The organism is Streptomyces sp. NC-S4 (assembly GCF_054353315.1).
Genome location: NZ_CM135937.1, coordinates 309,917 through 332,962, shown reverse-complemented (window position 1 = coordinate 332,962; position 23,046 = coordinate 309,917). Strand labels below are relative to the sequence as shown.

At 69.7% G+C, this 23,046-nt stretch carries 24 protein-coding genes and 3 pseudogenes; 11 read left to right on the top strand and 16 right to left on the bottom strand.

Annotation, left to right across the window (positions count from 1 at the left end; genetic code table 11):
- Positions 1-17: 17 nt before the first annotated feature.
- A complete protein-coding gene (locus ACXNSR_RS01695; RefSeq protein ID WP_458640336.1) occupies positions 18-581 on the top strand; it encodes a dihydrofolate reductase family protein in 564 nt (187 codons plus the stop codon).
- 52 nt (positions 582-633) lie between these two features.
- Positions 634-807 (top strand): annotated as a pseudogene (locus tag ACXNSR_RS01690) (IS5/IS1182 family transposase); the annotation flags it as partial.
- Positions 808-831: 24 nt separating this feature from the next.
- Here the strand turns inward: ACXNSR_RS01690 and ACXNSR_RS01685 are convergent.
- Both ACXNSR_RS01685 and ACXNSR_RS01680 read right to left on the bottom strand, forming a co-directional pair.
- Positions 832-1,158: a hypothetical protein gene (locus ACXNSR_RS01685; protein ID WP_458640335.1), complete on the bottom strand. Its 327-nt coding sequence runs from the start codon at positions 1,156-1,158 to the stop codon at positions 832-834.
- Between the two features lie 33 nt (positions 1,159-1,191).
- Positions 1,192-1,413, bottom strand: a complete 222-nt coding sequence (locus ACXNSR_RS01680) for a hypothetical protein (RefSeq protein ID WP_458640334.1) — start codon at positions 1,411-1,413, stop codon at positions 1,192-1,194.
- A 64-nt stretch (positions 1,414-1,477) separates the two neighbouring features.
- On the opposite strand from ACXNSR_RS01680, the gene ACXNSR_RS01675 reads away from it, so the two are divergent.
- On the top strand, positions 1,478-2,551 hold the full coding sequence (locus ACXNSR_RS01675; RefSeq protein WP_458640333.1) for an IS630 family transposase: 1,074 nt from the start codon (positions 1,478-1,480) through the stop codon (positions 2,549-2,551).
- A 26-nt stretch (positions 2,552-2,577) separates the two neighbouring features.
- Here ACXNSR_RS01675 and pyrF read toward each other — a convergent pair whose 3' ends face one another.
- The 5 genes and pseudogenes from pyrF to ACXNSR_RS01650 all read right to left on the bottom strand — a co-directional run bounded on the left by pyrF (position 2,578) and on the right by ACXNSR_RS01650 (position 5,761).
- Positions 2,578-3,279: an orotidine-5'-phosphate decarboxylase gene (gene pyrF / locus ACXNSR_RS01670; protein ID WP_458640332.1), complete on the bottom strand. Its 702-nt coding sequence runs from the start codon at positions 3,277-3,279 to the stop codon at positions 2,578-2,580.
- A 111-nt stretch (positions 3,280-3,390) separates the two neighbouring features.
- Complete coding sequence (locus ACXNSR_RS01665; protein ID WP_458640331.1) at positions 3,391-3,537, bottom strand: hypothetical protein; 147 nt, start codon at positions 3,535-3,537, stop codon at positions 3,391-3,393.
- Positions 3,538-3,570: 33 nt separating this feature from the next.
- Positions 3,571-4,163 (bottom strand): annotated as a pseudogene (locus ACXNSR_RS01660) (transposase).
- 129 nt (positions 4,164-4,292) lie between these two features.
- Positions 4,293-4,763 carry an SMI1/KNR4 family protein gene (locus tag ACXNSR_RS01655; RefSeq protein ID WP_458640330.1) on the bottom strand — a complete coding sequence of 157 codons (471 nt, stop codon included), beginning with the start codon at positions 4,761-4,763 and terminating at the stop codon, positions 4,293-4,295.
- A gap of 195 nt (positions 4,764-4,958) precedes the next feature.
- A protein-coding gene (locus ACXNSR_RS01650) for an IS5 family transposase (protein WP_458643531.1) occupies positions 4,959-5,761 on the bottom strand; the annotation gives its coding sequence in 2 pieces (ribosomal slippage) (positions 4,959-5,444 and positions 5,447-5,761; 801 coding nt in all).
- 213 nt (positions 5,762-5,974) lie between these two features.
- On the opposite strand from ACXNSR_RS01650, the gene ACXNSR_RS01645 reads away from it, so the two are divergent.
- A complete protein-coding gene (locus tag ACXNSR_RS01645; protein ID WP_458643530.1) occupies positions 5,975-6,499 on the top strand; it encodes an Imm21 family immunity protein in 525 nt (174 codons plus the stop codon).
- On the opposite strand, the pseudogene ACXNSR_RS01640 reads toward ACXNSR_RS01645, so the two are convergent.
- Positions 6,475-6,800, bottom strand: a pseudogene (locus ACXNSR_RS01640) (transposase); the annotation flags it as partial. The gene ACXNSR_RS01645 and the pseudogene ACXNSR_RS01640 sit on opposite strands and share 25 nt — an antisense overlap.
- 190 nt (positions 6,801-6,990) lie before the next feature.
- Between ACXNSR_RS01640 and ACXNSR_RS01635 the strand changes: the two are divergent.
- Positions 6,991-7,512 carry an SMI1/KNR4 family protein gene (locus tag ACXNSR_RS01635; RefSeq protein ID WP_458640329.1) on the top strand — a complete coding sequence of 174 codons (522 nt, stop codon included), beginning with the start codon at positions 6,991-6,993 and terminating at the stop codon, positions 7,510-7,512.
- Between the two features lie 1,159 nt (positions 7,513-8,671).
- Here the strand turns inward: ACXNSR_RS01635 and ACXNSR_RS01630 are convergent.
- Positions 8,672-9,208, bottom strand: a complete 537-nt coding sequence (locus ACXNSR_RS01630) for an SMI1/KNR4 family protein (RefSeq protein WP_458640328.1) — start codon at positions 9,206-9,208, stop codon at positions 8,672-8,674.
- Between the two features lie 228 nt (positions 9,209-9,436).
- Here ACXNSR_RS01630 and ACXNSR_RS01625 point away from each other — a divergent pair, with 228 nt between their 5' ends.
- The gene (locus tag ACXNSR_RS01625) at positions 9,437-10,099 is read left to right on the top strand and encodes a hypothetical protein (RefSeq protein ID WP_458640327.1); all 663 of its coding nucleotides are present in this window, start codon (positions 9,437-9,439) and stop codon (positions 10,097-10,099) included.
- Positions 10,100-10,477: 378 nt separating this feature from the next.
- Here the strand turns inward: ACXNSR_RS01625 and ACXNSR_RS01620 are convergent, their stop codons facing one another.
- From ACXNSR_RS01620 to ACXNSR_RS01605, 4 genes are all read right to left on the bottom strand, one after another.
- Positions 10,478-11,323 (bottom strand): endo alpha-1,4 polygalactosaminidase, encoded by an 846-nt coding sequence (locus tag ACXNSR_RS01620; RefSeq protein WP_458640326.1) that lies wholly within the window; start codon positions 11,321-11,323, stop codon positions 10,478-10,480.
- Between the two features lie 82 nt (positions 11,324-11,405).
- Positions 11,406-12,773 carry a sensor histidine kinase gene (locus ACXNSR_RS01615; RefSeq protein ID WP_458640325.1) on the bottom strand — a complete coding sequence of 456 codons (1,368 nt, stop codon included), beginning with the start codon at positions 12,771-12,773 and terminating at the stop codon, positions 11,406-11,408.
- Positions 12,770-13,504, bottom strand: a complete 735-nt coding sequence (locus ACXNSR_RS01610) for a response regulator transcription factor (protein WP_458643529.1) — start codon at positions 13,502-13,504, stop codon at positions 12,770-12,772. Before ACXNSR_RS01610 ends, ACXNSR_RS01615 begins: the two co-directional genes overlap by 4 nt.
- Positions 13,505-14,478: 974 nt before the next feature.
- Positions 14,479-15,042, bottom strand: a complete 564-nt coding sequence (locus ACXNSR_RS01605; protein ID WP_458640324.1) for an HAD family acid phosphatase — start codon at positions 15,040-15,042, stop codon at positions 14,479-14,481.
- A 449-nt stretch (positions 15,043-15,491) separates the two neighbouring features.
- On the opposite strand from ACXNSR_RS01605, the gene ACXNSR_RS01600 reads away from it, so the two are divergent.
- From ACXNSR_RS01600 to ACXNSR_RS01580, 5 genes are all read left to right on the top strand, one after another.
- Entirely contained in the window at positions 15,492-16,829 is a 1,338-nt protein-coding gene (locus ACXNSR_RS01600) for a fibronectin type III domain-containing protein (RefSeq protein ID WP_458640323.1), read from the top strand.
- Between the two features lie 56 nt (positions 16,830-16,885).
- On the top strand, positions 16,886-17,644 hold the full coding sequence (locus ACXNSR_RS01595; RefSeq protein ID WP_458640322.1) for a lytic polysaccharide monooxygenase auxiliary activity family 9 protein: 759 nt from the start codon (positions 16,886-16,888) through the stop codon (positions 17,642-17,644).
- 384 nt (positions 17,645-18,028) lie between these two features.
- On the top strand, positions 18,029-18,199 hold the full coding sequence (locus tag ACXNSR_RS01590) for a chaplin (protein ID WP_458643528.1): 171 nt from the start codon (positions 18,029-18,031) through the stop codon (positions 18,197-18,199).
- A gap of 409 nt (positions 18,200-18,608) precedes the next feature.
- Complete coding sequence (locus ACXNSR_RS01585) at positions 18,609-19,055, top strand: hypothetical protein (protein WP_458640321.1); 447 nt, start codon at positions 18,609-18,611, stop codon at positions 19,053-19,055.
- Positions 19,056-19,244: 189 nt separating this feature from the next.
- Positions 19,245-19,427, top strand: a complete 183-nt coding sequence (locus ACXNSR_RS01580) for a hypothetical protein (protein WP_458640320.1) — start codon at positions 19,245-19,247, stop codon at positions 19,425-19,427.
- 47 nt (positions 19,428-19,474) lie between these two features.
- Here the strand turns inward: ACXNSR_RS01580 and ACXNSR_RS01575 are convergent, their stop codons facing one another.
- From ACXNSR_RS01575 to ACXNSR_RS01565, 3 genes are all read right to left on the bottom strand, one after another.
- Positions 19,475-20,692 carry an alpha/beta hydrolase gene (locus ACXNSR_RS01575; RefSeq protein ID WP_458640319.1) on the bottom strand — a complete coding sequence of 406 codons (1,218 nt, stop codon included), beginning with the start codon at positions 20,690-20,692 and terminating at the stop codon, positions 19,475-19,477.
- 258 nt (positions 20,693-20,950) lie between these two features.
- Entirely contained in the window at positions 20,951-21,652 is a 702-nt protein-coding gene (locus ACXNSR_RS01570; RefSeq protein ID WP_458640318.1) for a response regulator, read from the bottom strand.
- Positions 21,649-22,935, bottom strand: coding sequence for a sensor histidine kinase (locus ACXNSR_RS01565; protein ID WP_458640317.1), 1,287 nt, complete (start codon positions 22,933-22,935; stop codon positions 21,649-21,651). Before ACXNSR_RS01565 ends, ACXNSR_RS01570 begins: the two co-directional genes overlap by 4 nt.
- Between the last annotated feature and the right edge of the window lie 111 nt (positions 22,936-23,046).

Here is a 23,046-nt window from a genome sequence, read left to right as displayed (position 1 = left end):
ACCGAGGAGGACTTCTGATGCACAGCGTGACGTATTCGATGGGCGTCTCACTGGACGGCTACATCGTCGGGCCGGACGGCGCCTTCGACTGGACGCCGCCCGACGAGGAGGTCTTTCGCTTCGCCACCGACGAGGTGCGAGAGGCCGGCGTCCACCTGTTGGGCCGACGGCTGTACGAGACGATGCTGTACTGGGAGACCGTCGACCAGGTTCCATCGCTCGACTTCTCGACGCTCGAGTTCGCCGCGGTCTGGAGGGCGCTCCCCAAGGTGGTGTTCTCCACCACGCTGTCTGCGGTGCAGGGAAATGCCCGTTTGGCCTCCGGCGGCCTGGCGGAGGAGATCGAGCGATTGCGAGCCGAGCCGGGGGACGGCAACATCGCGATCGGCGGTGCGACTCTCGCAGCCGAGGCGGCCGCATCGGGGCTGATCGACGAGTACCGGGCCAGGGTCTACCCGGTGCTCGTCGGCGGCGGCGTTCCGTTCTTCCCGCAGCACGAGCGCCGGGTGGATCTCGAACTGGTCGAGACCCGCACCTTCAGCTCAAAGGTCGTCCACCTCCGCTACCGCGTGGCACGTTAGCCGACCGGTCCGCCGTACGCGCATGCCGCTATTGGAGCCAGTCCCAGCGATTCGGGGCCTACGAGGACGCCCTCGCCACAAGCCCCGACGCCTGTGCACCGAGCGGGGCCACGACTTCGACAAGTACCTCCGTCAGCTGTGGGAGCGCAGCATCAAGCCGATGATCGCCCGCCGCGGCGTCGGGCACGGCTCCGGACCGGGCAGGGTGCGCCCGGTGGCGAAGTCGGGTTCCTGCCCTTCCGGGCTGAACTCAGGTGAGGTCGAAGGTGACGCTCACCGAGCCGTCCCAGTCCGGTGCCTCCACAAGCGTGAGGGTTCCATCCTCGGCCTCGATGACTCGCACCGTGATCCCGCCGCGGTCCTCACCGGGAAACGCAAGGGAGAAGTGGGGATCCATCTCCATGAGGAAATCCCAGACCTCGCGTTGGGTCGCGTCAAGGGTGTCGGCATGCAGCCCGGTTGCCCGCCGCTTGCCGACCGTGTCGACGGTGACGGTGACGTCGATGTCGTACATCTCAAGACAAGTCGACTGATTGGCCCACCATTCGAGGCGGCCCCGACCCACGAATCGATCCATGAGCACACTATGCACAGTGCCCGAGAGGTGGTCTCAATTGGTGAGGTGCCGTCGGATGAACGGTGCCGTTCCCAGGACGAGTGCGGCGAAGACGCCCAGCCGCCGAAGGCCGGGTTGAGCGGCGAGGTCGGTCGCCATGATGGCGCAGGCGAGGTCGGTTCCCCGGCGTTTGCCCCTGATCAGGAACACGGCGGCGAGCGTGTCGAACAGCGCCAGGGACGACCAGTAGAGGTTGAGCCAGTGCTCTGACCGCATAGGTTCGCCGGGTTGGTGGTCGTGGCGGTTGGATGTGCGGTGACGTCCGATCCGATTGCTGGAGGTGCGGTGGCCGAGCGAGCCTGTCCGCGTACGCAGACTGACCGACCAGGAGGGTCAGAAACTGCAGCAGATCGTGCACCGGGGCAGCACCAGTTCGGTGCGCTATCGCCGCGCGATGATGCTGCTGGCCTCGGCCGGCGGCAACCGGGTGCCGGTGATCGCCCAGTTGGTGCAGGCCGACGAGGACACCGTGCGGGATGTGATCCACCGGTTCAGCATTGACGACGAGGACTTCGTCGTCCAGACGGCCACCACCCGCCCGACCAAGCTCGGCCAGCCCTTCACCCGCTGGTCGATCCGCAAACTCGCTGCCTACCTGCGACGCGTCCACGGCCGGACAATCCGCATCGGCCGCGAGGCGCTGCGCCGCCTTCTCGCCCGCCGCAGGGTCACCTTCCAGCGCACCAAGACCTGGAAGGAGTCCAGCGACCCCGACCGCGATGCCAAGCTCTACCGGATCGAGCACATCCTGGACCACTTTCCCGACCGGGTCTTCGCCTTCGACGAGTTCGGACCGCTCGGCTTCCGCCCCACCGGTGGGTGTTGCTGGGCGAAGGCGGGCCGGCCCGACCGGGTCCCGGCGACCCACCACCGTATCCACGGGGTCACCTATTTCCATGGCTGCTACTCGGTCGGCGACGACACCTTGTGGGGCGTCAACCGCCGCCACAAGGGCGCCGCCCAGTCCCTGGCTGCGCTCAAATCCATCCGGGCAGCCCGTCCCGACGGCGCCCCGATCTACGTGATCCTGGACAACCTCTCGGCACACAAGGGCAGCAAGATCCGCAAGTGGGCGCGGAAGAACAAGACCGAGCTGTGCTTCACCCCGACGAACGCCTCCTGGGCGAAGCCGATCGAGGCGCACTTCGGGCCGCTGCGGCAGTTCACCCTGGCGAACTCCAACCACCCAAACCACACTGTCCAGACCCGCGCACTGCACGCCTACCTACGCTGGCGTAACGCCAACGCCCGCCACCCCGACGTTCTGGCCGCCCAACGCAAGGAACGCGCCCGCATCCGCAGCGAGAAGGGCATCCGATGGGGCTGCCGCCCGCTCTCGTCGGCAGCGGCCTGACCATGCAGTGCCGTGATCGTTTCCGCTCACAGCTCCAGGTTCGCGCGGACCAGCCGGAATGCTGCGGCAGGATCCGCGGCACGGGTGACTCCCCGGCCCACGACAACGTGTGAAGCACCCGCGGCGACAGCGGCACGCGGTGTGCCGGGCCGGGCGTGCTCACCTGCGGACTCGCCAGGAAGCGCGACTCCCGGCGTGACGATCAGGGCGCTGGCTCCCAGCACGCCACGCAGTGGCCCGGCTTCCTGCGGCGATGCGATCACGCCATGACAGCCAGCGCCTTCCGCCAGCTGGGCCAGCCGCAACACCTGCTCCTCGGTCGAGGTTGAGCCGGTGACGCCGATGTCAGCGAGATCGGAGCTCGTCATGCTGGTGACGACGGTCAGGGCCAGCACGCGAAGGTCTGGAAAGTCGCGGGCCGCGGCGACAGCGGCGGCCATGATGCCGGTGCCGCCCATACTGTGGACGGTCACCATGGAGACACCGAGAGCGCCAGCGGCGCGGACGGCGCCGGCCACAGAGTTCGGGATCTCGAAGAGCTTCAGGTCCAGGAAGACCTCCTTGCCCTTGGCTACGAGGTGCTCGATCAGGTCCGGCCCGGCTGCTGTGAGCAGCTCCATCCCGACCTTGTAGAAACGACACTCGTCACCGAGCCGGGCGACGACTTCGTCAGCCGCTCGGCGGTTGTCAAAATCCAAAGCAACGATGATCCGACTGGTTGGCTCCACGGCGTCATTGTCACCCACGCGGCGTTAGAGGCATCAGCGGCCTGCGTCGCGGCCTACCGCCCTCACCAGCAACGCTGACCGTCGAACCCGGTAACCCATGCGGTCACAGCACTAGCCCGGCGCCCAGTCGTAGGGGCGCAGACCGTGGCTGAGGAGGTCGGCAATGTGCGCGGATGCGCCGACGAAGAGCAGGACGGCCGCGATGCCGCAGGCCGATGCGACTGCCCAGCGCGGAGTGTGGTGCATCCATCCGATCACGTTGTGGATCGTCCCACCCGTGGGCGTTGCTTGTCAGACTGTCAGTCTGCGGTAGCGGATGAGGGTACAGGCGAGGACGGTGAAGGCCAGGAGGTGCTCGGCCTTGCGCTCGTAGCGGCGGTGCAGACGACGGCAGCCGCCCAGCCAGGAGATCGTGCGCAGCCTCGTGGAGGTTCGCGCCGGAGATCCCGACGGAGATGCGCAGACCGGTCCGCTCGGTGATCAAGTGGATCTCCGAGCCCTTCTTGCCCTGGTCGACAGGATTCGGACCTGTCGGGTCCCCGATGTCAGGGCCCGCATGTTCACAGAGTCGATCGCGCAGCGCGACCAGTCCAGGCCACCGCGCGAGCCCAGCTCGTCGAGGATGACGCGGTGCAACCTGGCCCAGATCCGGACGGTGTTCCACTCGGTGAGCGTCGGTGTGCGGTCGGCCCCGATGGTCCGAAGACCGGTGGTAGCTACCGCCAGGTGCAGCCCGTCGTGGCCACGAAGGTGATCGCGACCAGCACCTCACGGTCCCCGTACCGGCGCCGGCCGCCGCTCTGCGGTCGAGCTGGAGCGGGTGGGACCACCCGCTGGAACAGCTCCCGCAGCTCGTCCGGAACCAAACGCTCGACCATCACCATGCGGTGAAGGCTACCCAGTACTCCAAATGAGACGACCTCTAACAACGACTAACACAATGAGGTGAGCGGCCGCCGACGGGCACCCGAGGACAGCAGTACGGTCGGGTGATCGCGCGGTCGGCCCGGTGGTTACACGTCACGCCAGCTCACGAACACGTGGGGTCCTGATCCCGCGATCCGCTCGCTGAACGGATCTACCACGCCGGTTAGGACGGCCAGGCAGAACTCCGCCATGCCACCGTCGAAGACCGTCCAACGGTTCGCCCCCCACGGCGTCTGCCTCCGGAAAATGGCCACCCTCCAGCTGTCGGCAGCGCCCTTTCGCAGCCAGAAGGCGACATCGCTGCTCGCCGAGTCCGCGAAGGGCAACAGGAGTGGCAAGTCTTGCCCTCCGAGGAGAGCGCCCAGCTCCTGGCAGTCCCGGTCCGAGAGTGCGGCATCGACTCTCTCGAGGAGATCCCCGTACGGCGATCCCGGGACGGGAGGCGTACTGATGGACAGGTACTCGTCGATCTCTCCCCCGCCGTACGACTCCACGAACTCACGGTAATCCGCAGGGAGTTCCAGCTGCACCGCGTCGGCGAGCCCTTTCCAGTCCACCGCGTCTCCTCCGGAGACAGGTGGCGGGAGTAGCTGACGCAGGCGGGTGACAGCAGACTGAGACATATCGGAGTTCCTTCCTTGTACCCGTGGCGTGCCGCTCTCGGCGGCTACCAAGAGAGGTCAACCATGGGCGCCGGTGCGACTGCCGGCTGCGGTCCGAACTGTTTGAGCTCCGTCCAGCAGCGCACACGGCTAACACAAGGATTTCACTCGTCGGTAGGTGATGAGGCAGCAGGCCAGTCTGAGGAAGGCCTCATGAATGTCGGCCCGACGTTCCCAGTGGATCCTCAGGCGTCGGAAGCCGTGCAACCACGCGAAACTGCGCTCGACCACCCATCGGTAGGTGCCCAGCCCGGTGCCATGCCGCGTTCCGCGGCGGGCAATCGCCGACACGATGCCTCGATCGCGCACCTGGTCACGGTAGACCTCGTGGTCATAGCCACGGTCCGCAAACACAGAGTCGGGCTTGCGGCGCGGACGCCCGACACGGCCGCGGACCGGCGGGATGGCGTCGAGCAGGGGCAGCAGCTGGGTGACGTCATTACGGTTGCCGCCGGTCAACAGGACCGCGAGCGGGGTGCCGTGCCCGTCGGTTATCAAGTGGTGCTTTGAGCCAGCCCGGCCCCGATCGACCGGCGACGGACCCGTGTGGCTCCCCCTTTTAGGGCTCTGACATGGGAGGAATCGACCACGCAGCGGGACCAGTCCAGCCGCAGGGCCGCGTTCAGCTCGGCCAGAAGCACCTCGTGCAGTTGCTGCCACACGCCGGCATCGTTCCAGTCCCGCAGTCTGCGCCAGCAGGTCATGCCCGAGCCGAAGCCCAGCTCCTGCGGCAGGTACTCCCACTGGATACCGCTGTGCAGCACGTACAGGACCCCCGACAGCACCTGCCGGTCTGGCAGCGGCATGCGGCCCGGGTACCGGAAGCGCCGCTCACGTTGTGGCAGTAGCGGCTCCAGGCGCTCCCACAGCTCATCCGACACGGTCCACGGCAAGTTCCCCACGCCGGGGTGAACGCTCAACTTCCACCCAGGGCAATGCTGTCAGAGCCGATCCCCTCATTGTGTTAGTCGTTGTAAAGGCTGTCCCCGCAACTGCTGCGTGAGTGTGGTGGCGATGTCAGTGGGCGAGGGCACACTGACTGCGTGATTCCTCCTTCATCCACCGCAGCCGATGCCTCCCACGCCTCCCCTGTCTGGGTGGAGTCGATGGGCGGTCCTCTGATCGCCGTCCCCGTCTCCGCCCTGGCCTCGTGGGGCGGGGCCACGGAGAGTGGTTTCATGGCGGGAGACGCCACGGCCCCGGACGACTACGACCGGGCCTGCGCGGTGGACGATCTGGCCGGTGTGATCCCCGTCGACGAGAACGGCGCGCAGGCGCTGGTGTTGGCGGACGAGCCGGCGACCAGCTGCTATCTGCCCCAGCACCGCGCGTTCCTGCGATGGCTCGCCGCCGGAAGCGAGGCCGCACTGAGCGCCGCAGCCCATGCGGTCCTCGCGGACCCGGCCACGGTGTGGGAGGAGTGCGGCACCTGGGTCTCGGACGGCCCCGTGGTGCTCATGGACGCTGCCGAAGCGGGGTCCGACCTGGGCGTCGAGTATCCCGACGGTGGCATGCCTGCCGAGGCATCGGTCCAGCTGCCCGTCGGCTGCTGGAGCGTCCGCGCCACGCAGACCTGGGTGAGCGAGGAGAGCTGGGTCGGCCTTGTTCAGCTCCTGCCCGCCGAATCCTGAACGGGCCGTGCTTCGGCCCGGCGCGGTCGGCCGTGGCGCGCACGGTTGTGCAGATGGGCGATACCGAGCATCGCGTGGTGCACGCCATCGCCCTTGAGCCGACAGTCACGCGAGATCTTCCAGGTCTTCATCCGGGCAAAGGCGTGTTCGGCCCGAGCATGCGGTGGGAGGTGTTGTGTTCTTCTTTCCAGACAGGCAGTTCGCTCTGCCCGGGCGCGCAGCGGTGCGGAATGACGAGACCGCTACCTCGATAGCCTCCGTCAGCGATCACTGCAGCCTTCGCCCCGCGTCGCTCCCATGCCGTCCGAGCCCTCGACGAACGCGTCGCCACCGAACTCAAGGAACACTGGCGCGCTTTGAGCCGCATCAGCCTGAACCCCACCACCCCACACGGATCGGTGATACTGCCCGCGCTACCTTGGTCCTCAACAGCCATCGGAGGCGATCTTCATCGAGGAAACCTCACTGGGTAGGGCAGAATGAGGGTCGTCATGAACTGGGTGGATAGAGTCGTCGACCAGCTCGACTGGGTCCCCCTCTCCCTGGAGATCGCCTGGGAGGAGATCGAAGAAACTCTGCAATGTGCTCTCCCGGTGGACTTCAAGCAGCTGTGCGAGACGTTCGGGAACGGCACGTTCAGCGGAGCCCTGGAGATCGCCTCTTCGTCGGGCGGAACAGACCTGGGGGTTCTGCGAGAATGGCGCTCGCTGCAGCGAATCGTGGAGGTCAACCGGTTCGCGGCGGCCGATCTGCAGAGATTCGGGGTCTATCGGGCCGGGTCCGGTGGGTTGTTGCCCTGGGCGGACACATACTCGTCGTGCCAGATCTATTGGCTGGCGAGCGATCAGCCACCCGAGGAATGGCCCATCGTGGTGCAGGACTCTGAAGGCGACTGGTCGACGTACTCCATGTCGGCCTCGGAATTCCTGTTCAGAGTGCTGACGGATCACGATTTCAGTTTCAGCGTGGCGGAATATGGGCCTCCGTATTACGATCCGGGCTCTCAAGGGTGAAGTCTTCCGCGCGCGCAGAACAGGGAGAATCTGCTCCTCGCGAGGGAAACCGGGCGCGCCTCGACCGAGCAAACGTCGCTGCCTGTGGCGATGGCCAGGGTCAGCGGCGGCGGTTGAGCTCTCCCGGCGGGGTGTACAGCCTGCGAGCGGGGGACATTTTGTCGAAGCGGGCCTGCTGGCGGGCCTGTTCCTCTATTTGCAGCCCGTCGAGATTTTTCGTCCGTGTGGCCCTGTCGCTCCATAGGAGGAACGCGACAAGCGCGACGACCGGCAGTCCCAGACACGCATAGAAAGTACTCAAGCCGTTCATAGCTCCCCCAGCGAAGATCAGCAAGCCCAATGAGTCTGCTGGCAGCGCTGGGTACGAGTCAAGGGCGGGCGGATGACGGGCTGCGTCCGTTCGTCCTCGTACGCCGCGTTTCCCCGGAGTCGGCCGAGGCCGTTCATACGTCGTCGGGACTTCAAGGACATGGGTGCGCGGAGCAGCTGACCGGTCGAAGGAATCCGACCCGGCCGAAGTCGCGGTTCTCCCGCCAGGCTCAGGACGATGGTCATCGGCCGTTGTCCCCACCGGGGTTCTACCGGCCCAAGGGGCCATGGGGAAGACGGTGGCGATGATGCGGAGCAGGTATTCGCAGACGCGCTGGTGGCCGGGGCCGGCCCTCCTCGCCGTCGGTGCCCACCGGTGAGGGCGCCACGCAGGCTTCTCTCCCAGCGGAGGAGCCGGTCCGCCTCCCCCGGCCAGCTGTGCCGCGTGCTTCAGCTGCTTCTGCGTCAGCTCTCCCGCCAGGAATCCAGGAAACAGCGACTTCCGCAGCCTGCTGCGTCAACTCCTCGTCTTCAGGGCCACGATCCTGCGGAGGCCGGTGCGGCGCGCCGGAAGTGGGGTCAGGAGTGGTCGGAGTTGGAGCGGATCGTGCTGCACGGCGTGACCCGGCACCGTACTGAAAACGGACGATCCGGCGGCGCGGACAGACGCGGGGACCCGTGCCCGCGACCGACCCGGTCCCTGCAGGCGGCGGGGAACGGCGGACCGCCCCCGCGTCGCAGCCGGAGCGGAGGCCGTTTCGGCCGGTTCGAGCGTGGGACGAGCTCGTCGTAGTGCGCAGTCCTCGGCTTGGTCTCGGTTCTCTCGGGGGATACGGTTGCTCTGCTTCGTTCAGGTGACAAGGGTCTGGTGGTAGCGGATTCCGGGGCCAGGGCGGTAGCGGCCGAGGAAGGAAGGGGGATGGGTGCCTTCGGCAAGGGCGAGCAGGAATTCCGTGACGGGGCCGGGAGCCTCGTGCCACTCGCCGTCCTCCGTCTCGACGACCACGCGCCAGTCGGCCGGGTCAGGCTCTTCGGGAAGGAAGTAGTAGACGGCGCCGCCTTCTTCCCCGCCCCACTCGATCAGGTCGACCGGCCGGTGACGGTACGGGAACGGGTTGCGGCCGGGATCAGTGAGGTGCAGATCGTGCTCGCCCCCCGACCCGGGCCAGAGCCGTTCCAGCTCGTCCGCCGTGCCGTGCACGGGGCGGTCCATCCAGAGGAATCCGTCGAAGGCGCCTGGACCGTACAGGTCCAGGAACGCCTTGTAGTCGGCGGGGAGCGAGCGACCGAGGTGCTCCTCGGCGGCCTCCCAGAGACGCGGCCGCACCCAGCCCCAGCAGGCCGGCTCGCCCAGCAGCTCCTTCAGCTTCTCCAACGCGGCCGACATCTGCTCTCCGGGGTGACTTCATGGGCAAGATCGTGGGTCAGCCTCGCACGCGGCGACGACAGCACGCTCAAGGGCAGGGCTCGGGCGGCCACCGCAGCCGGCTCGGCGCGCCGGGCCTGCGCGGGCGGTTCCGGCTCGCCGTTCTCGGTCGCGGCCCCACCTGCCGCGGTTCTGACCGGTGCGGCACAATCGCGGTCAACTGGGCGGGCGACAGCGAGGGGTGGGCGCATGCGGCGTTTTGGCCTGCGGAGCCGACGCAAGGGCATACCGGACGAGCCGGAGTTACGGGCTGCCGCCGCCGAGAATCCTGGTGGCAGGATCGCCGAGATCGACACGACGTACATCGACGACCCGAACGGCTACGTGCCTCCCGAGGCGATCCGCGGCACGTGGTCGGTGGACAGCAACGGGAGACTGACAGGGGAGTACCAGAAGAATCCCGGCCACGGGGTGCCACGGGACGACTTCAGCAAGCTCACCGATCCCGACCACTGGCTCGGCTGGCTCGGCGACGATCCCGCAGGCGCTGTTCGGAACGGCATCGAAGAGTCCTTGCGCGTCCAGGTGGCAGACGCAGTGGTCGAGTGGGTCAAGATCCTTGAAACGCCCCGCTTCCTCACGGGTGGGCGTCGGCGTTCCGAGGACGAACAGATCATGTTGGTCACCCGCGCGGCACTCGCCGCCCCGTTCGCCTTGTCCGTGCGTACGGCACAGCACGGGCGCTCCGTCCTCCTGGGGGTGTTCTCCTGGGCGGCGGTGAACCTGGCGCCGGCCGAAGTCCGCCGGGATCGCCGCTGGTTCGACCTGGGCGTCGGCCTGGACTGGGCCGGAGACCGGCTTGAAGAGCGGATCTACGGGATTGACCGTGAGGGCGGCACCGCCGAGCCGTAGGGCGCGGCCGTGCCGCCCGTGCGGCGGCCGAGTACCGCCCTTCCAGCTGCTGGGTGCGGCGGCGTCCCGTGGAGGGGAGCGGGGACGCCGCCGCGGCCGGTGGGGTGGTCGGGCAAGTGCCTACGGGCTGTCGGCGCCGACTGCTTCGCGCGGGCGATGACCGGGGCCGGCTCCCCGCGTTCCCGGTCCTCCCGGCAAGGCCGCAGACCGGGAACGCGGGTGGTCGGGCGGCCTCCGCGCGCCCGGGTCCGTACGGCCAGGACGCGTCCGGCCGGCCAGGTGCGGAGCCGGGCGGTGAGGGCTGCGGTGGTGGCAGCGACCCGGCACGCCTCAGTGGCGTCTCCCGCCGACGCGGCGGGAGACGCCGGGCCCGGAGGGTCAGCAGGTGCGGAAACGGTAGGCCTTGGAGCCGGGGGCCGTGACGTCCAGGTCGCGCTGGACGACGGAGAGCCTGGCACCCCAGGCGGCGCAGGCCTTGCTGTAGCCGGAGTTCTGGTACTCGATGACGAACACGCGGTTCGCGTAGGCCTTGGCGAAGTCGCCGCATTCGTCGTACTGGCCGCACTCCTCGGCGACGGCGAAGTCGAAACCGATCTTCGTCCGGTCGGGGAGCAGCTCGGCGGTGTTCTTCTGGCCGATGGCCAGGCCCGAGGCGTGGGCGCGGTCGGCGAGCAGCTTGGCGAAGGCGGCGTTGTTCGCCTTCGTCAGCCGGCCGCCGGAGCGGGAGAAGGAGTCCAGGTTGTCCGGTTCGACGGCCTGGTAGCCGCTGCGCGCACAGCCGGTGATCCAGTCGCCGACGATCTTGGCGAGCCGTGTGCGCTTGTCGGCCGTCGAGGTGTCGAGGAGGGCTTCGCCCCAGTCCTCGTCGACGACCGGGCGCTTGGAGGAGTCGCGCAGTACGAGGTCGGGGTGGTTCTTCTGCCACCAGCCCAGGGCGTCGGGCTGGGCCTGGAAGGCGTTGATGTAGCAGACGTTGTAGAGCCCGGCGGCGGGCGGGGCGGAGCGGTCGCGGGAGACCGCGCCCGCGCCCTTCGGCGGTGTGTAGGGGGCGCCGATCTGGTAGTCGAAGGCCACGTTCGCCGCGGGGAGGCGGGGGGAGGCGGCCTGGCCGGCGGAGGCCTGGGAGAGCGTCAGGCCCGCTCCGGCGGCGAGGGCGACGCCCGCGGCGGCCGCGGCCAGGGTGGCCTTGCGCCGCAGGAAGGGGGTGGGGGAGTGCTTCGGCACACGTGCTCCTGTGCGGGGTGCGATGGGGTGTTCGCATCCTGCGGGAGCAATCGTGAGGAATCGATGAGGTGCGGTCCGGCACCTAGAACCGTGTCGGGCCGCCCGCGTGGGCGGGGCCCCGGTCTCCGGGACCCAATGAGAGGCGGACCAGGGTGCCGCCCCCGGGGCGGAGGTCCGCCGTGAGATCGCCGCCGTGCGCGGCGGCGATCTCACTGACCAGGGACAGGCCGATGCCGGTACCGCCGCCCGGCGAGCGGAAGCGTTCCGTGAGGGCGGGCAGGTCGGCGGCGGCGATGCCCGGACCCCGGTCGGCCACGGCCACGGTCGAGCCGCGGACCATGACGTGCACCTCCGCCCGGGCGGCGGCGGGTGCGGGGGACGGGGTGCGGCCGTGGCGCAGCGCGTTGTCGAGAAGGTTGCGGACGGCGATGCGCACGAGTGCGGGGTCCGCGGTGACGACGGACGCGTCGAGCGAGGTGGTCAGCACGTGAGGGCCGGCCGCCAGATCCTCGCAGGCCTGCTCGACCAGCTGGTCCAGCCGCAGGCGGACGGCCCGCAGGTCAGGTCCGGCGGCCTGGAGGCGGCCGCGGGTGAGGATGTTGTCGACGACGTCCGTGAGGCGCTCGGTGGCCCGGCGGATGCGCGGCAGGTGCGGGTCGAGGCCGCGCGGGTCGGTGCCCGCGACGTCGACCGAGCTGCGCATGACGGCCACCGGGGTCCGCAACTCGTGGGCGGCGTCGGCGAGCATGCGCTCCTGCGCCTCCAGCGACTGCCAGGCCGGGCGCAGGCTGCGCCCGGACAGCAGATGGCCCGTCACGGCGGCCAGGGCGGTGAGCAGCCCGGCTCCGACGAGGACGGAAGCGGCCAGTCGGCGGTGCTCGGCCATCCACTGGGACGGGTCGCCGACGACCACGACGGCGCCGCGCACCTCCTGCGTCTCGTCGTGGTGGAAGGGGCGGGCCAGCAGGTAGGCGGCGGCGCCCCGGGTACCGGGCGCCTCGGCGCGTACGGTGTCGTCGCGGTCCATCGCTGCGCGGGCGAGCGCGGTCAGCCGCTCCTGCGCCACGGTGGGGTCGGGCGGTCCCGGGGAGGTGAAGACCGGGCGCAGCGCGCCGCCGGGTGCCAGGTGCAGCACCCGTACGCGTGGGCTGCCGCGGGTGGCTTCGTCGTCGTAGAGGCCGTCGAGCTGGAGACCCTGGTCCGTGTAGTAGATCAATGAGGTGCTGACGGCGGCGCGCTGGTCCATCTCGTCGTACGCGGCGGCGCGCCAGGAGCGCTCGTCGGTGCGGATCACCATCCAGGACAGCGCGCTGACGCCGGCCAGGGTGATGAGGGTGTAGGCGAGGGTCAGCCTGAGCTGGAGCCGGCGCAGCCGTCTGCGGGCCGGCGACCGCAGGCGGCGGCCGGCTCGCCCGCGTGCCGCCTTCGGCTCCCGCGCGGCACCGGTCACCGCTTGGCCCGGCGGCCGCCGGGGCGGCCGGGCGCGGTGCCGTAGCTGCCGTCGCTGCCCTCGCCCTCGCCCTCGCCGCCGAGCAGGAAGCCGTGGCCACGGACGGTACGGATCAGCGGCGGCGGGCCGAGCTTGCGCCGCAGGCCGGCCATGACGGCGTCGACGACGTTCGAGACGGGGTCGGCCATCTCGTCCCAGCAGTGCTCGACCAGCGCGGCGCGGGTGACCACTGTCTCCCGGTGGACGAGCAGGTGCCGCAGGACGGCGTACTCCTTGTGGGTCAGGGTGAGCAGGATCCCGTCCCGCCGGACCTCGCGGCGGGCCGCGTCCAGCTCCAGGTCGGCGTGGCGGAGGTGGACGGGGAGCCGGTCCCCGGCGCGCCGGGCCAGGCTGCCGACCCGCATCACGAGCTCCTCCATGGCGAAGGGCTTGGGGAGGTAGTCGTCGGCGCCGGAGCGGAAACCGGCGACCCGGTCGGAGAGGGTGTGCAGGGCGGTGAGGCAGAGCACCGGGGTCGCCCAACCGGAGCGGCGCTTGTGTTCCAGGGCGGGGAGGGTGTCCCCGGAGGGCAGCATCCGGTCCAGGACGACGCAGTCGTAGGCGTTCAGGTCGAGCAGGAAGTCCGCTTCCGCCCAGTCGTGGGCGCCGTCGACCGCGTAGCCGGCGGCCTTGAGGCCGGCCGCCACGACCTCGCGGAGGTCGGGTTCGTCCTCGACCAGGAGTACGCGCATGGTGGTGTCCGCCCTTGTTCGCGCTGAACGGGAGGACATAGTAAACAAGCTATGGCCATCACTTTACTCTCCGGTGCCGCGCCCGCCCCTCGTAAGGGCCACGAAGGCTGCTCCCGCACGCTCTGCCGAACCCGGCTCCGGCCGGGTGGCCGCATCGCGCCTCCTGGACCTCGTCCGACAGTCAGGTGCCCTCGTACAGACCGCCGCCCCCGCCGCCGAAGGCGCGCTGCGGGCGTTCGATGAGCGAACCATGACGACGTCGGCCGGGGCCGGAGCCGGGTCGGAGCCCGAGCCGGGATCCGCAGCTTCGCCGTCTCCCGCACGAGACGGCACTCCGAGTCGCCCGAGCTGTCCGGCCATCCGCTGCTGCGGGGCGCCCGTGGCGCAGGATGGGTCCGGCATGGCTTCATCGCGCGGCAGCGGAATCCGAAGGCATGTCCATTTCCGGCGTAGTGGCAGGACGGTTCCGGCGAGCAAGCACTCTCGTCGTCATCGCCGGCCTTCGGCTGCGACCGAGGCGGCGCCCGGGCGGGCAGCAGCCCCAACGCGCGGCAGGGAACAGTTGGCCGCCCTCCCCGTTGCCACGCGTCAGCAGGAGCGGACACCGTTTCGGTCGTCGTCGGCAGGAGCAGCTCGCGCAGCGAGTCCCCAGCCCACAAGGGACACAGCAGAGGCCGCCATGCCCGTCTGTTCCTCGACCTCCGGCAGTGGCGGCCCGGCAAGACAGACCAACACGATGACCTCGGGCTCCATGCGTGGAGGGCGCGCGGGAAACCCGAGAGGACCTCGGTGGCTCCCTCTGCGCGGGGAGGCGATGCCCCAGCCGCGGGGGGCTGCCCGGGCCGAGGGCATCGACGGTGCGCTGTACCGCCACCGCCACCGCCACCGCCACCGCCTGCGCGGCCGACGGCGCTACGGCTTCCCGACGAGCCCTCGGTCACCGGCCAGGCTCACCCGTCCAGACCGGACAGTGTTCAGTCGAGCAGGTCGCCGTAGCTCGGCAGCTTGAAGCGCTTCTCGTAGTAGCCGCCCTCGAAGTCGGTGGACCGGTTACCGATGTTGGCGGTGATGGTGTAGCCGTCCCTGGTGAGGTCCTGCCGGCAGCGTGCCTTGCCCTTGCCGAGGCTCTCCCCGTGCTTGCGGGTGCAGATACCGTCCACCGGGTAGCCCGCCGCCCTCAGCTGCGCGTTGGCGGAGGACGAGGACGTACGAGCCGTGACGAACAGGACGTTCATGCCGTGCGCATCGGCCCACCGGGCCACGTCCAGCACCGGATTGTTGGCGTGACCGGGGTGGTAGTAGGTCTCCAGGGCGGTGTTGTCGATGTCCAGGACTATCGACAGCCCCTGCCCGCCCTCCTCGCGGCGCTCTCGCAGCCAGGGAATCGCGGGCGACACCGCCGCCCTCACATCGGACTGCCACGTCTGGTAGCTGGGCGCCGACGCCGCCTGTGCGGCGGGCGCGGCGCTCAGCAGCACGGTCGGCACGGCGACCACGGCCAGCGCACCGAGCACGGCGGAGGACCTTCGAAGAGTCATCGTTCCATAGCCTTTCTGGTCAGGACTGGACTTGCCCGGTAGGCAAACACCGCACAGTTACGCCCCTGCGAACGCAAGACGCCGCTAGGCGGAAGATGCTTTGTCTTTCCGAGCGTCAGGGGCGCGATTCCGCCAGGGAGAAGGAGCGAATACCGGTCTGTCACCGGTCGGCCGGCCGGTCGGCGGGAAAGGGACAAGAACGTCGACGGGAACGGCATCGACGACGGCGTCGGGAACAGAGCGTGATCTTCAGTGTTCGCTCGGTCGAAACGCGCGGGCAGGGGATCAAGGGCGTCCTATCCGGACCTTAAGGGACGGATAACAGCGAGCTCGCAGCCCCTCGGAGGGGCTTTCGAACCGATAACCACGCTTAGGGTCAAGGGTGTTGACCGAGGCACTTTTCGATGCTGCCGCTGCACCGGCGGATCGGCTTTACCAAGAGGTTTCTGATGTCCCGAAAGCGAATTGCCCTGGCCTGTGCGGCCCTGGTCGTAGGGGTCGGCTCCGTCGTCATCCCCGTGGCCGCCAATGCGGGAGAGGAAGAGGACGGCTTCCGCGCCGCCTGCCGCGTCGCGGACCAGGCCACCGTGTGGTGGGCGTCCGGCGAGGTCTCCCTGGCCAACAAGGGGGACCGGCCCGTACGGGACTGGACCGCCGAGTTCGACGTGTCGCAGGGGCAGGTCACCCTCGACAACCCCTGGGCGTACGAACTCCGCCAGACCGGCAAGCACGTCACCATCAAGCCGATCGCCGACCGCGCCGACGTGGCCGCCAAGGGCAACCGGACCGTCAAGGTCGGCATCAACCCCGCCGGCAAGGGCCTACCCAAGATCACCGGATGCCGTGTGAACGGCCCGTCGGGCAACGGGAGCGACACCGGCACGAACACGGCCGTCCCCGCCGACGGCGGCTCCTTCGTCAAGGACCACACCGCCGTCCACCTGATGTGGAAGCCGCCCACCGGCGGCGCCGAGGTCGTGCGCTACGAGGTCTTCCAGGACGGCAAGCAGGTCAAGACCGTCACGGACACGATGACGGACATCGAGCGGCTGGCCCCCGCCACCCGCTACGCGTTCAAGGTCCGCGCCGTCCGCGCCGACGGCCGTACCACCGGCTTCAGCAAGGACATCGTGCTCAGCACCCTCGCCGCGCCCGGCCAGGACAAGGCGAAGCCGGTCATCCCCGCGGACCTGGAGGCGACGGCCTCCGGCCCGTACCAGGCCTTGCTGCGCTGGCGCGCGGCGACCGACGACGTCGCCGTCACCGGCTACCGGATCTACCGCAACGGCGCCAAGGTCCAGGAGGCGGACGCCAAGGCCACCTCGGCCACCGTCCCCGGCCTGACGGCGAGCACCGCCTACCGCTTCAAGGTCACCGCTGTCGACGCCTCCGGCAAGGAGTCCGACCCGACCCGCGAGGCACAGGTCACGACCACCGCGGCCCCCGACGGCAACGGCGGCAAGGCGGCTCCCGGCGACTTCGCCGCCACCACCGCCACCAAGCAGGACGGCGGTGTCACCCAGCACTACCTGAACCTCGCCTGGTCCGTCCCGCAGGGCGTCGGCCAGATCACCACCTACCAGGTCTACCTGAACGGCAAGCCCGCCCAGACCTTCATGTGGGGCACCGGAGACCCGGTGCTGCCGATCCCGACGACGAAGGGGTCGCGCGAGGTACTCGTCGGCTCCCACCCCGGCACGACGTACACCGTGAAGATCCGGGCACGGCTCGGCGACGGCACGTGGGGGGCCTTCTCCCGCGAGCTGACCGTCAAGACGGGCGGCTGACCGCCCGCCCTGCCGCCCGCGCGCAAGACCGACCCCATGACCAGGAGCATCCCCTCATGAGTACGACCCGCCCCGCCGCCACGACTTCCCCGGCCCCGGCCCCGGCCCCGGCACGGCCCCCGGCCCGCCGCACCGCCCTGCTGCGCCTCACCGCGCTCGTGGCCCTCCCCCTCGCCGTGACCACCCTCGGCTCCGCGCCCGCCTCCGCACACGGATCCACCGCCGACCCGGTGAGCCGCAGCGTGGCCTGCACCAAGAACCCGAAGGCGAGCGAGGCCTGCCGGCTGGCCCTCGCCCAGAGCCCCGGCATCCCCGGCGACTGGAAGTCGATCGTCCAGGGCCGCGCCATCGACCACAGCACCCCGACCTCCTCCCCGCAGCACCGCGCCCGCATACCCGACGGCAAGCTCTGCAGCGCCGGCAACGCGCAGTTCTCCGGCCTGGACCTGGCGCGGGACGACTTCCCCTCGACGACACTGCCGGGCGGCGCCGAGTACGACATCCGCTACGACATCAGCGCGCTGCACAACCCGTACCGCATGGAGATGTACGTCACCAAGGACGGCTACGACCCGAAGAAGCCGCTGAAGTGGTCCGACCTGGAGGACACCCCCTTCCTCAGCGCCGACAACACCGCGGCCACGACGGCACCCTCGGGCTTCCTCGGCGCGAAGGCGTTCACGTTCAAGACGGTGCTCCCCGAGAAGAAGGGCAAGCACTTGATCTACACGATCTGGCACGGGCTGAAGCGGCCCGACGGCTCCTTCCAGAGCGAGGAGGCCTTCTACTCCTGCTCGGACGTCACTTTCAAGTAGACGGACACATGCAGGCCCCACACCCCGAGCCCGGGTACCCCCTCCCCAGGGCTCGGGGTGTGCGGCCCCCCAGCCGGGGTCGGAGACGACGCCGCCGCGGGCGACTTCCTCATCCCGTCGGGTGGGGCGCCGGGGAGCAGGCTTTCGGGCCGGGTCTGCGCAGCCCCGGCGTACGGGCGGCACCCGAATGGGTCGATCAGCGTGTCCCTGCGCCCGGTGGAGGTGTTGGAGGGGACAAGCGCCCGGCGTGGGCCGGTCTGCCCGGCCCACGCCCGACGCCCGCTTTCGTTCACCGTTTCGACGTACATCCTGAAGGAGTACCCAGTGAAGAAGACCACGGCCGTCATCACCGCGACCGGAGCCATCCTCCTCGGCGCGGCGGGCATGGCCTCCGCCGACGCCGGTGCCCAGGGCGCGGCCATCGGCTCGCCGGGTGTCGCCTCCGGGAACGCCATCCAGGTCCCGGTCCACGTTCCGGTCAACGTCTGCGGCAACACCGTCAACATCATCGCGCTGCTCAACCCGGCCTTCGGCAACACCTGCGTCAACGCCTGATCCAGTCCCAGCAGGACGCCGGGGAGCCTTGCCGTTTCCCCGTGTGAGACGTGAGCGCGGCCCCGGCTTCCTCCCCGGTCGGCCGCGCTCACGTGCGTTCACCCTGTCGACGTGGATGTTGCTGCTCGCTGCTGCCACAGCGGCCGCAGCGTCGGCCGCGGGCCGGCACGGATCAGTCGGCGGGTCCCCGCGGGAGGCGACGCCGAAGTGACAGGTGCGGGCCGGGCAGGAGACGTCGGCGAGCGCGTCGGCCCGCCAAGGGTGGCATGGTCGCGGACGAGGCCGGTCGTGGTGTCGCTTCCTCTGATCCGCCTCCGAACACAGCCCGGCTGGTGGACAGCCTGCTGGGCGGCCCCTGATTTCGGTTCTGATCATCCGTCATCCGACGGCTACAGCATGGGGAATGAGCATGTTAAAGATCACTCGGGCCGCCGCAGGACTCCTGGGCGCGGCCGGAATCCTCGCTTCGTCACTGGTCCTCGCTCCCGCCGCGAGCGCGGCGAGCGGTGGCGGCTGCTGGGAGTACTCGGAGGGCTTCGGCTCCAGCTACGTCGACTGGAAGTCCTGCATCAGCGCTCCGAGGGCGGGCGTCGGCCGGCCCGACGCCTACGTCACCCTGCGCGCGGGGCACCCCGCCTGCAAGATCATGCTCCAGACACTGGAGACCGGCGGCTCGAGGATCATGTCGCAGAAGATCTACGACTGTCCTGCGGGGGCCGTCACGAACCTGCACCTCACCTCACCCGACTTCACCGGCCGGGACGGGCGGGCCTACGGGAACTACACGACCATCTTCTGGACCAGCAGCCACACCGCCACCATGGCCAACAAGAGCCCCTGGCTGAAGCTGCCGTAGCGGCCACCCGACCAGGACGACGCGGCGCGAACCCGTTTGCGGGCTCACACCACGTGGTTGAGTTCTTCGGTGTGGAGGCGATGGCTTTCGTGCACCGGAGCCGCCCTCGGCGTGGCGTCCTCATCCGGGGCTCCACGTTCACCGGGGCGACCCGGTGACCCCGACCGTCGGCCAGGCGTTGTTGCCTGCATGGACGAGATGTTGGACGTGCTCCTGGACGGCGTTACCGAGCCGCGCCTGAAACTGATCAGCGGGGACGAGGCGAGGGCTTTGATGGTGCTCCTCGGGCTGCTCGACGACGACGCGCAGCCCGAGGAGGTCCGCCGTGCCGCCGGGGAGATGCGCTTGCGCCTGGGCTCCCGTCTGGCCTGAACCCGGGCACAGTGTCGGACGAGCGCAGCAGGGCCGGATGGCTGCGGTCACGTGTTCTTGTCGAGGAAGTCGAGGAGGATCTGGCGGCTGGTCTGGGAAGTGAGACTGCTGTAGGCGTCGTCGAAGGCGTGTTCGGCGAAGGGAAGTTCCTTCACCGTCGTGTCCACGTTCTTGGCCCGGAGTGAGGCGCCGAAGTCCTTGATGGCGTCGGGGCGGGCACTGCGGTCGCGGTCTCCCACGACGAGCAGGGTGCGCTGCAGGCCTTCTTTGATGTCGGCGGTCGGGGAGACCTCGCGGTAGCGCTCGGGGTAGCGGGCAGGTGTGCCGCCGGTGAAGAGCTCTGCGGCCTCACGGGTGCCGGCGACGTCCTTCTGCCACATCTCGTTGACGTCGGTGCCCGGGTAGAAGCCGACGACGGAGAACGGGGGCTTGGGAGTGGGGCCGTCAGTGGCCCGTATGGTGCCGTTCTGGAGTCGGTAGGCCGTGTTCATGGCGAGCGTGCCGCCGGCCGACATGCCGCCCAGCGAGATACGGGAGGAGTCGATGCCGTACTCGGCGGCATGGTCCTGCGCCCAACCCAGGGCGGTCATGAGGTCCTGTGGGGCCTTGTTCCACGTGGGACGGTCGGGGGTGGCCAGGCGGTAGTCGACGGCTATGACGGCCACACCGTGGTCCGCCAGCCAACGACCGGTGCCCCGCAGGTCGCTCTTGTCGAAGGTGTGGAAGCCTCCGGCATGGGCGAGCACGATGGCCGGCACCCTGTTTCTGCCCTGGCCGCCCTTGGCCAGGTACACGTCCGCTTCGAGCGCCTCGCCGTCACGGGTGGCATAGATCCGGGTCGTGTCCGGTGCGGCATCGGCGGGGGAGGCGAGCCGGCCGAAGACCTGACCGAAGGAGACCTTCGTATCGGCGTCGCGCGCGGCAATGAATTGGATGCCCCCGATGCCGACAGCGGCGGCGGTCGACAGTGCGGTCACCGCGGTGAGGACGCGCCCCCAGCGGAGCAAGCCGCTACGCCGGGCCAGGGCTCCCAGAGCGGTGCCGACGATGCCGAGGAGCGCCATGTGCAGCGGGTACTGTCCGCCGATGACCGGGCCGATGACGCCGGCCTTGGGGATGGCCGGGAAGTACGCGCCCAACATGATCGCAGCGGTGAGGAAGGCCAGGACCGAGGCGATCGAAGCGAGAACGACGCGCAGGGACCTCTTGATCTTGCCGGGGGGCGAGGCCTGGGAGGCAGGTGCCGGGTATGGGGCTACGGACATGGTGGCTTCCTTGGAGGTGTGGGGCGCGGAAGGACGGTGCCTCCGAACGGGCTCCACAAGGTTCGCTTTCAGCGTCGGTGACCCGCGTCCCCCGGAGGAGCCAACCTGCGGCGTAGCCCTCCAGGGCTACGCCGACCTCCGAGGAGCGACCGGAACCGTCCGAGTCGGCTACGCGCCTCTTGCCGACGGCTCCTGACCGGGTGAAGCCGCTGACTGCCCACGCCTGGATCTCGCGTTGTGGAGGCAGCGGCAGGCGGTTCAGGTGGCGGTTCCGGGCGAGGGTGCCCAGCGGGTGACGTTGCCGGGGACGACCAGGCCGGTTTCGTAGGCGAAGACGGCGGCCTGGGTGCGGTCGCGCAGCTGCAGTTTGCGCAGGATGCGGCCCACGTGGGTCTTGACCGTCTCCTCGGCGACGACCAGCACCTGGGCGATCTCCGCGTTGGACATGCCCTGTGCCACCTGCGCGAGAACTTCGGTCTCGCGGTCGGTGAGGGCCTCGATGCGCACGCCCGTCGGCTGCTTGGCGCTCGGACTCACCCGGGAGAACTCTGCGATCAGCCGCATCGTGATGTCGGGCGCGAGCAGCGCTTCGCCCCGCGCCACCACCCGTACGGCCTCTGCGAGCTCGATGCCGGAGGCGTCCTTGAGGAGGAAGCCGGAGGCCCCGGCACGCAAGGCCTCGTATACGTACTCGTCGAGGTTGAAGGTGGTCAGGATCAGGATCCTCGTCGAGGTCCCGGGGACGGACGTGACCTGACGGGTGGCCTCGATGCCGTCCAGGCCGGGCATCCGGATGTCCATCACGATCACGTCGGGCGCCAGCTCCTCGGCCAGGGCAACGGCCTGCGTGCCGTTCTCGGCCGTGGCGACGACCTCGATGTCGGGCTGGGCACCGAGCAGGACGGCGAAGGCATCCCGGACCATGGCCTGGTCGTCGGCGACAAGTACGCGGATGGTCATGCGTAGGCCTCCGTGCCGGCGGTGGCGACAGGGGCTGCTGGCTCGGGCGTAGGCGTAGGCGCGGACCCGGGGCAGGTCGGCAGGGCCGCGTTCACCTCGTAGCCGCCCTCGGGGGTCGGGCCAACGGCGAGTTCGCCGCCGAGCAGGGCGACGCGCTCCCGCATGCCGATGACACCGTGCCCGGCACCGGGTGAGGGGGCGGCGGGGAGTGCGGCGGGCCCGTTGACGACCCTCAGACACAGCGCATCGCGTGCGTAGACGAGTCCGACGCTCGTCTCGGCGCCGGGGGCATGGCGCAGAACGTTGCTGAGGGCCTCCTGGATGATGCGGTACGCGGACAGCTCCACGCCCGGGGGCAGATGACGGGCGGTGCCCTCGATCCGGGCGGTGGTACGGAGGCCGGCGGCTCGCACGCTCACGAGCAGCGCGTCGAGCTGCGCCAGCGAGGGCTGCGGGCTCGTGCCGGTGGTGCTGTCGCCGGGACCGTTCGACCGCAGGAGGCCGAGCAGCTGGCGCAACTCGCCTAGTCCCTCAAGTGCGTTGGCGCGGATCGAGGCCAGCTCGGTGACCAGCTCCGCCGGCGGGTCCTGCACCCGATAGGGCGCGGCATCGGCTTGGATGGAGATGAGTGACAGGTGATGGGCCACGACGTCGTGCAACTCGCGGGCGATCCGGGTGCGCTCTTCCAGGACAGTGCGCAGAGCCCGTTCCCGGGCCGTGGCGGCGATCTGCTCGGTGAGGCGCGCATGGTCCTCGCGGCGGCCGCGCGCCACGGCTCCGATGAGCAGGGCCAGAGCGAACAGCGTGAGGGCTCCGGTGATCATCTGCCAGGACCCGACGGCAGAGCCGGACAGCTTCAGCGCAACGGTCAGCAGGGTGCTGAGTACGGCCGCGGTGATCGCCGAGGACAAACGCACCCGCAGAGCGAGGAGGAAGAGGACCCCGGCGTGCACCATCCACACGTAGACCTGGGTGTCGTGGGTGGGTGGGTACTTCAGCGTGATGCCGGTGACGAGGGCCAACGACAGCCACCAGGCGGACGACGGCCGGCGCAGCGCCACGACCAGCATCGCCGCGTGCCCGATGGCCGCGACCGGGGCGGCCGTGCCCGCCGACGCGGTCGCCGTCAGGGCGGCGGCGAAGCACACGAGGCCGTGGGGCAGCCAGCGCAGCCAGCGAGGCCAGGCCAGCGGCGGCATGGGGCGGCCCCGGAGGGAGAGGAGATCAGCCCGCAGGGTGCGAAGGCCGGGGCGGGTTGCCATTGCGGCGGTCGTCTCGGACACGTGTTCATTATCTGATACCGCCAGTACTTCACTGTTCATCCGTACCGAGCCTATGGAGCAACCCCCTTGGCCGGCGTCCCTCTGGAGAGCCATAGCAGTACGTGGCTCTCC

What these genes read in the sequence shown, in the direction of transcription:
- ACXNSR_RS01605 (WP_458640324.1), bottom strand. Translation starts at nt 15,042, where the DNA reads ATGACTCTTCGAAGGTCCTCCGCCGTGCTCGGTGCGCTGGCCGTGGTC.
- ACXNSR_RS01680 (WP_458640334.1), bottom strand. Translation starts at nt 1,413, where the DNA reads ATGCGGTCAGAGCACTGGCTCAACCTCTACTGGTCGTCCCTGGCGCTG.
- ACXNSR_RS01585 (WP_458640321.1), top strand. Translation starts at nt 18,609, where the DNA reads ATGTTAAAGATCACTCGGGCCGCCGCAGGACTCCTGGGCGCGGCCGGA.
- ACXNSR_RS01570 (WP_458640318.1), bottom strand. Translation starts at nt 21,652, where the DNA reads ATGACCATCCGCGTACTTGTCGCCGACGACCAGGCCATGGTCCGGGAT.
- ACXNSR_RS01580 (WP_458640320.1), top strand. Translation starts at nt 19,245, where the DNA reads ATGGACGAGATGTTGGACGTGCTCCTGGACGGCGTTACCGAGCCGCGC.
- ACXNSR_RS01590 (WP_458643528.1), top strand. Translation starts at nt 18,029, where the DNA reads ATGGCCTCCGCCGACGCCGGTGCCCAGGGCGCGGCCATCGGCTCGCCG.
- ACXNSR_RS01635 (WP_458640329.1), top strand. Translation starts at nt 6,991, where the DNA reads ATGAACTGGGTGGATAGAGTCGTCGACCAGCTCGACTGGGTCCCCCTC.
- ACXNSR_RS01600 (WP_458640323.1), top strand. Translation starts at nt 15,492, where the DNA reads ATGTCCCGAAAGCGAATTGCCCTGGCCTGTGCGGCCCTGGTCGTAGGG.
- ACXNSR_RS01695 (WP_458640336.1), top strand. Translation starts at nt 18, where the DNA reads ATGCACAGCGTGACGTATTCGATGGGCGTCTCACTGGACGGCTACATC.
- ACXNSR_RS01645 (WP_458643530.1), top strand. Translation starts at nt 5,975, where the DNA reads ATGGGCGGTCCTCTGATCGCCGTCCCCGTCTCCGCCCTGGCCTCGTGG.
- ACXNSR_RS01630 (WP_458640328.1), bottom strand. Translation starts at nt 9,208, where the DNA reads ATGTCGGCCGCGTTGGAGAAGCTGAAGGAGCTGCTGGGCGAGCCGGCC.
- ACXNSR_RS01595 (WP_458640322.1), top strand. Translation starts at nt 16,886, where the DNA reads ATGAGTACGACCCGCCCCGCCGCCACGACTTCCCCGGCCCCGGCCCCG.
- ACXNSR_RS01575 (WP_458640319.1), bottom strand. Translation starts at nt 20,692, where the DNA reads ATGTCCGTAGCCCCATACCCGGCACCTGCCTCCCAGGCCTCGCCCCCC.
- ACXNSR_RS01610 (WP_458643529.1), bottom strand. Translation starts at nt 13,504, where the DNA reads ATGCGCGTACTCCTGGTCGAGGACGAACCCGACCTCCGCGAGGTCGTG.
- ACXNSR_RS01625 (WP_458640327.1), top strand. Translation starts at nt 9,437, where the DNA reads ATGCGGCGTTTTGGCCTGCGGAGCCGACGCAAGGGCATACCGGACGAG.
- ACXNSR_RS01685 (WP_458640335.1), bottom strand. Translation starts at nt 1,158, where the DNA reads ATGGATCGATTCGTGGGTCGGGGCCGCCTCGAATGGTGGGCCAATCAG.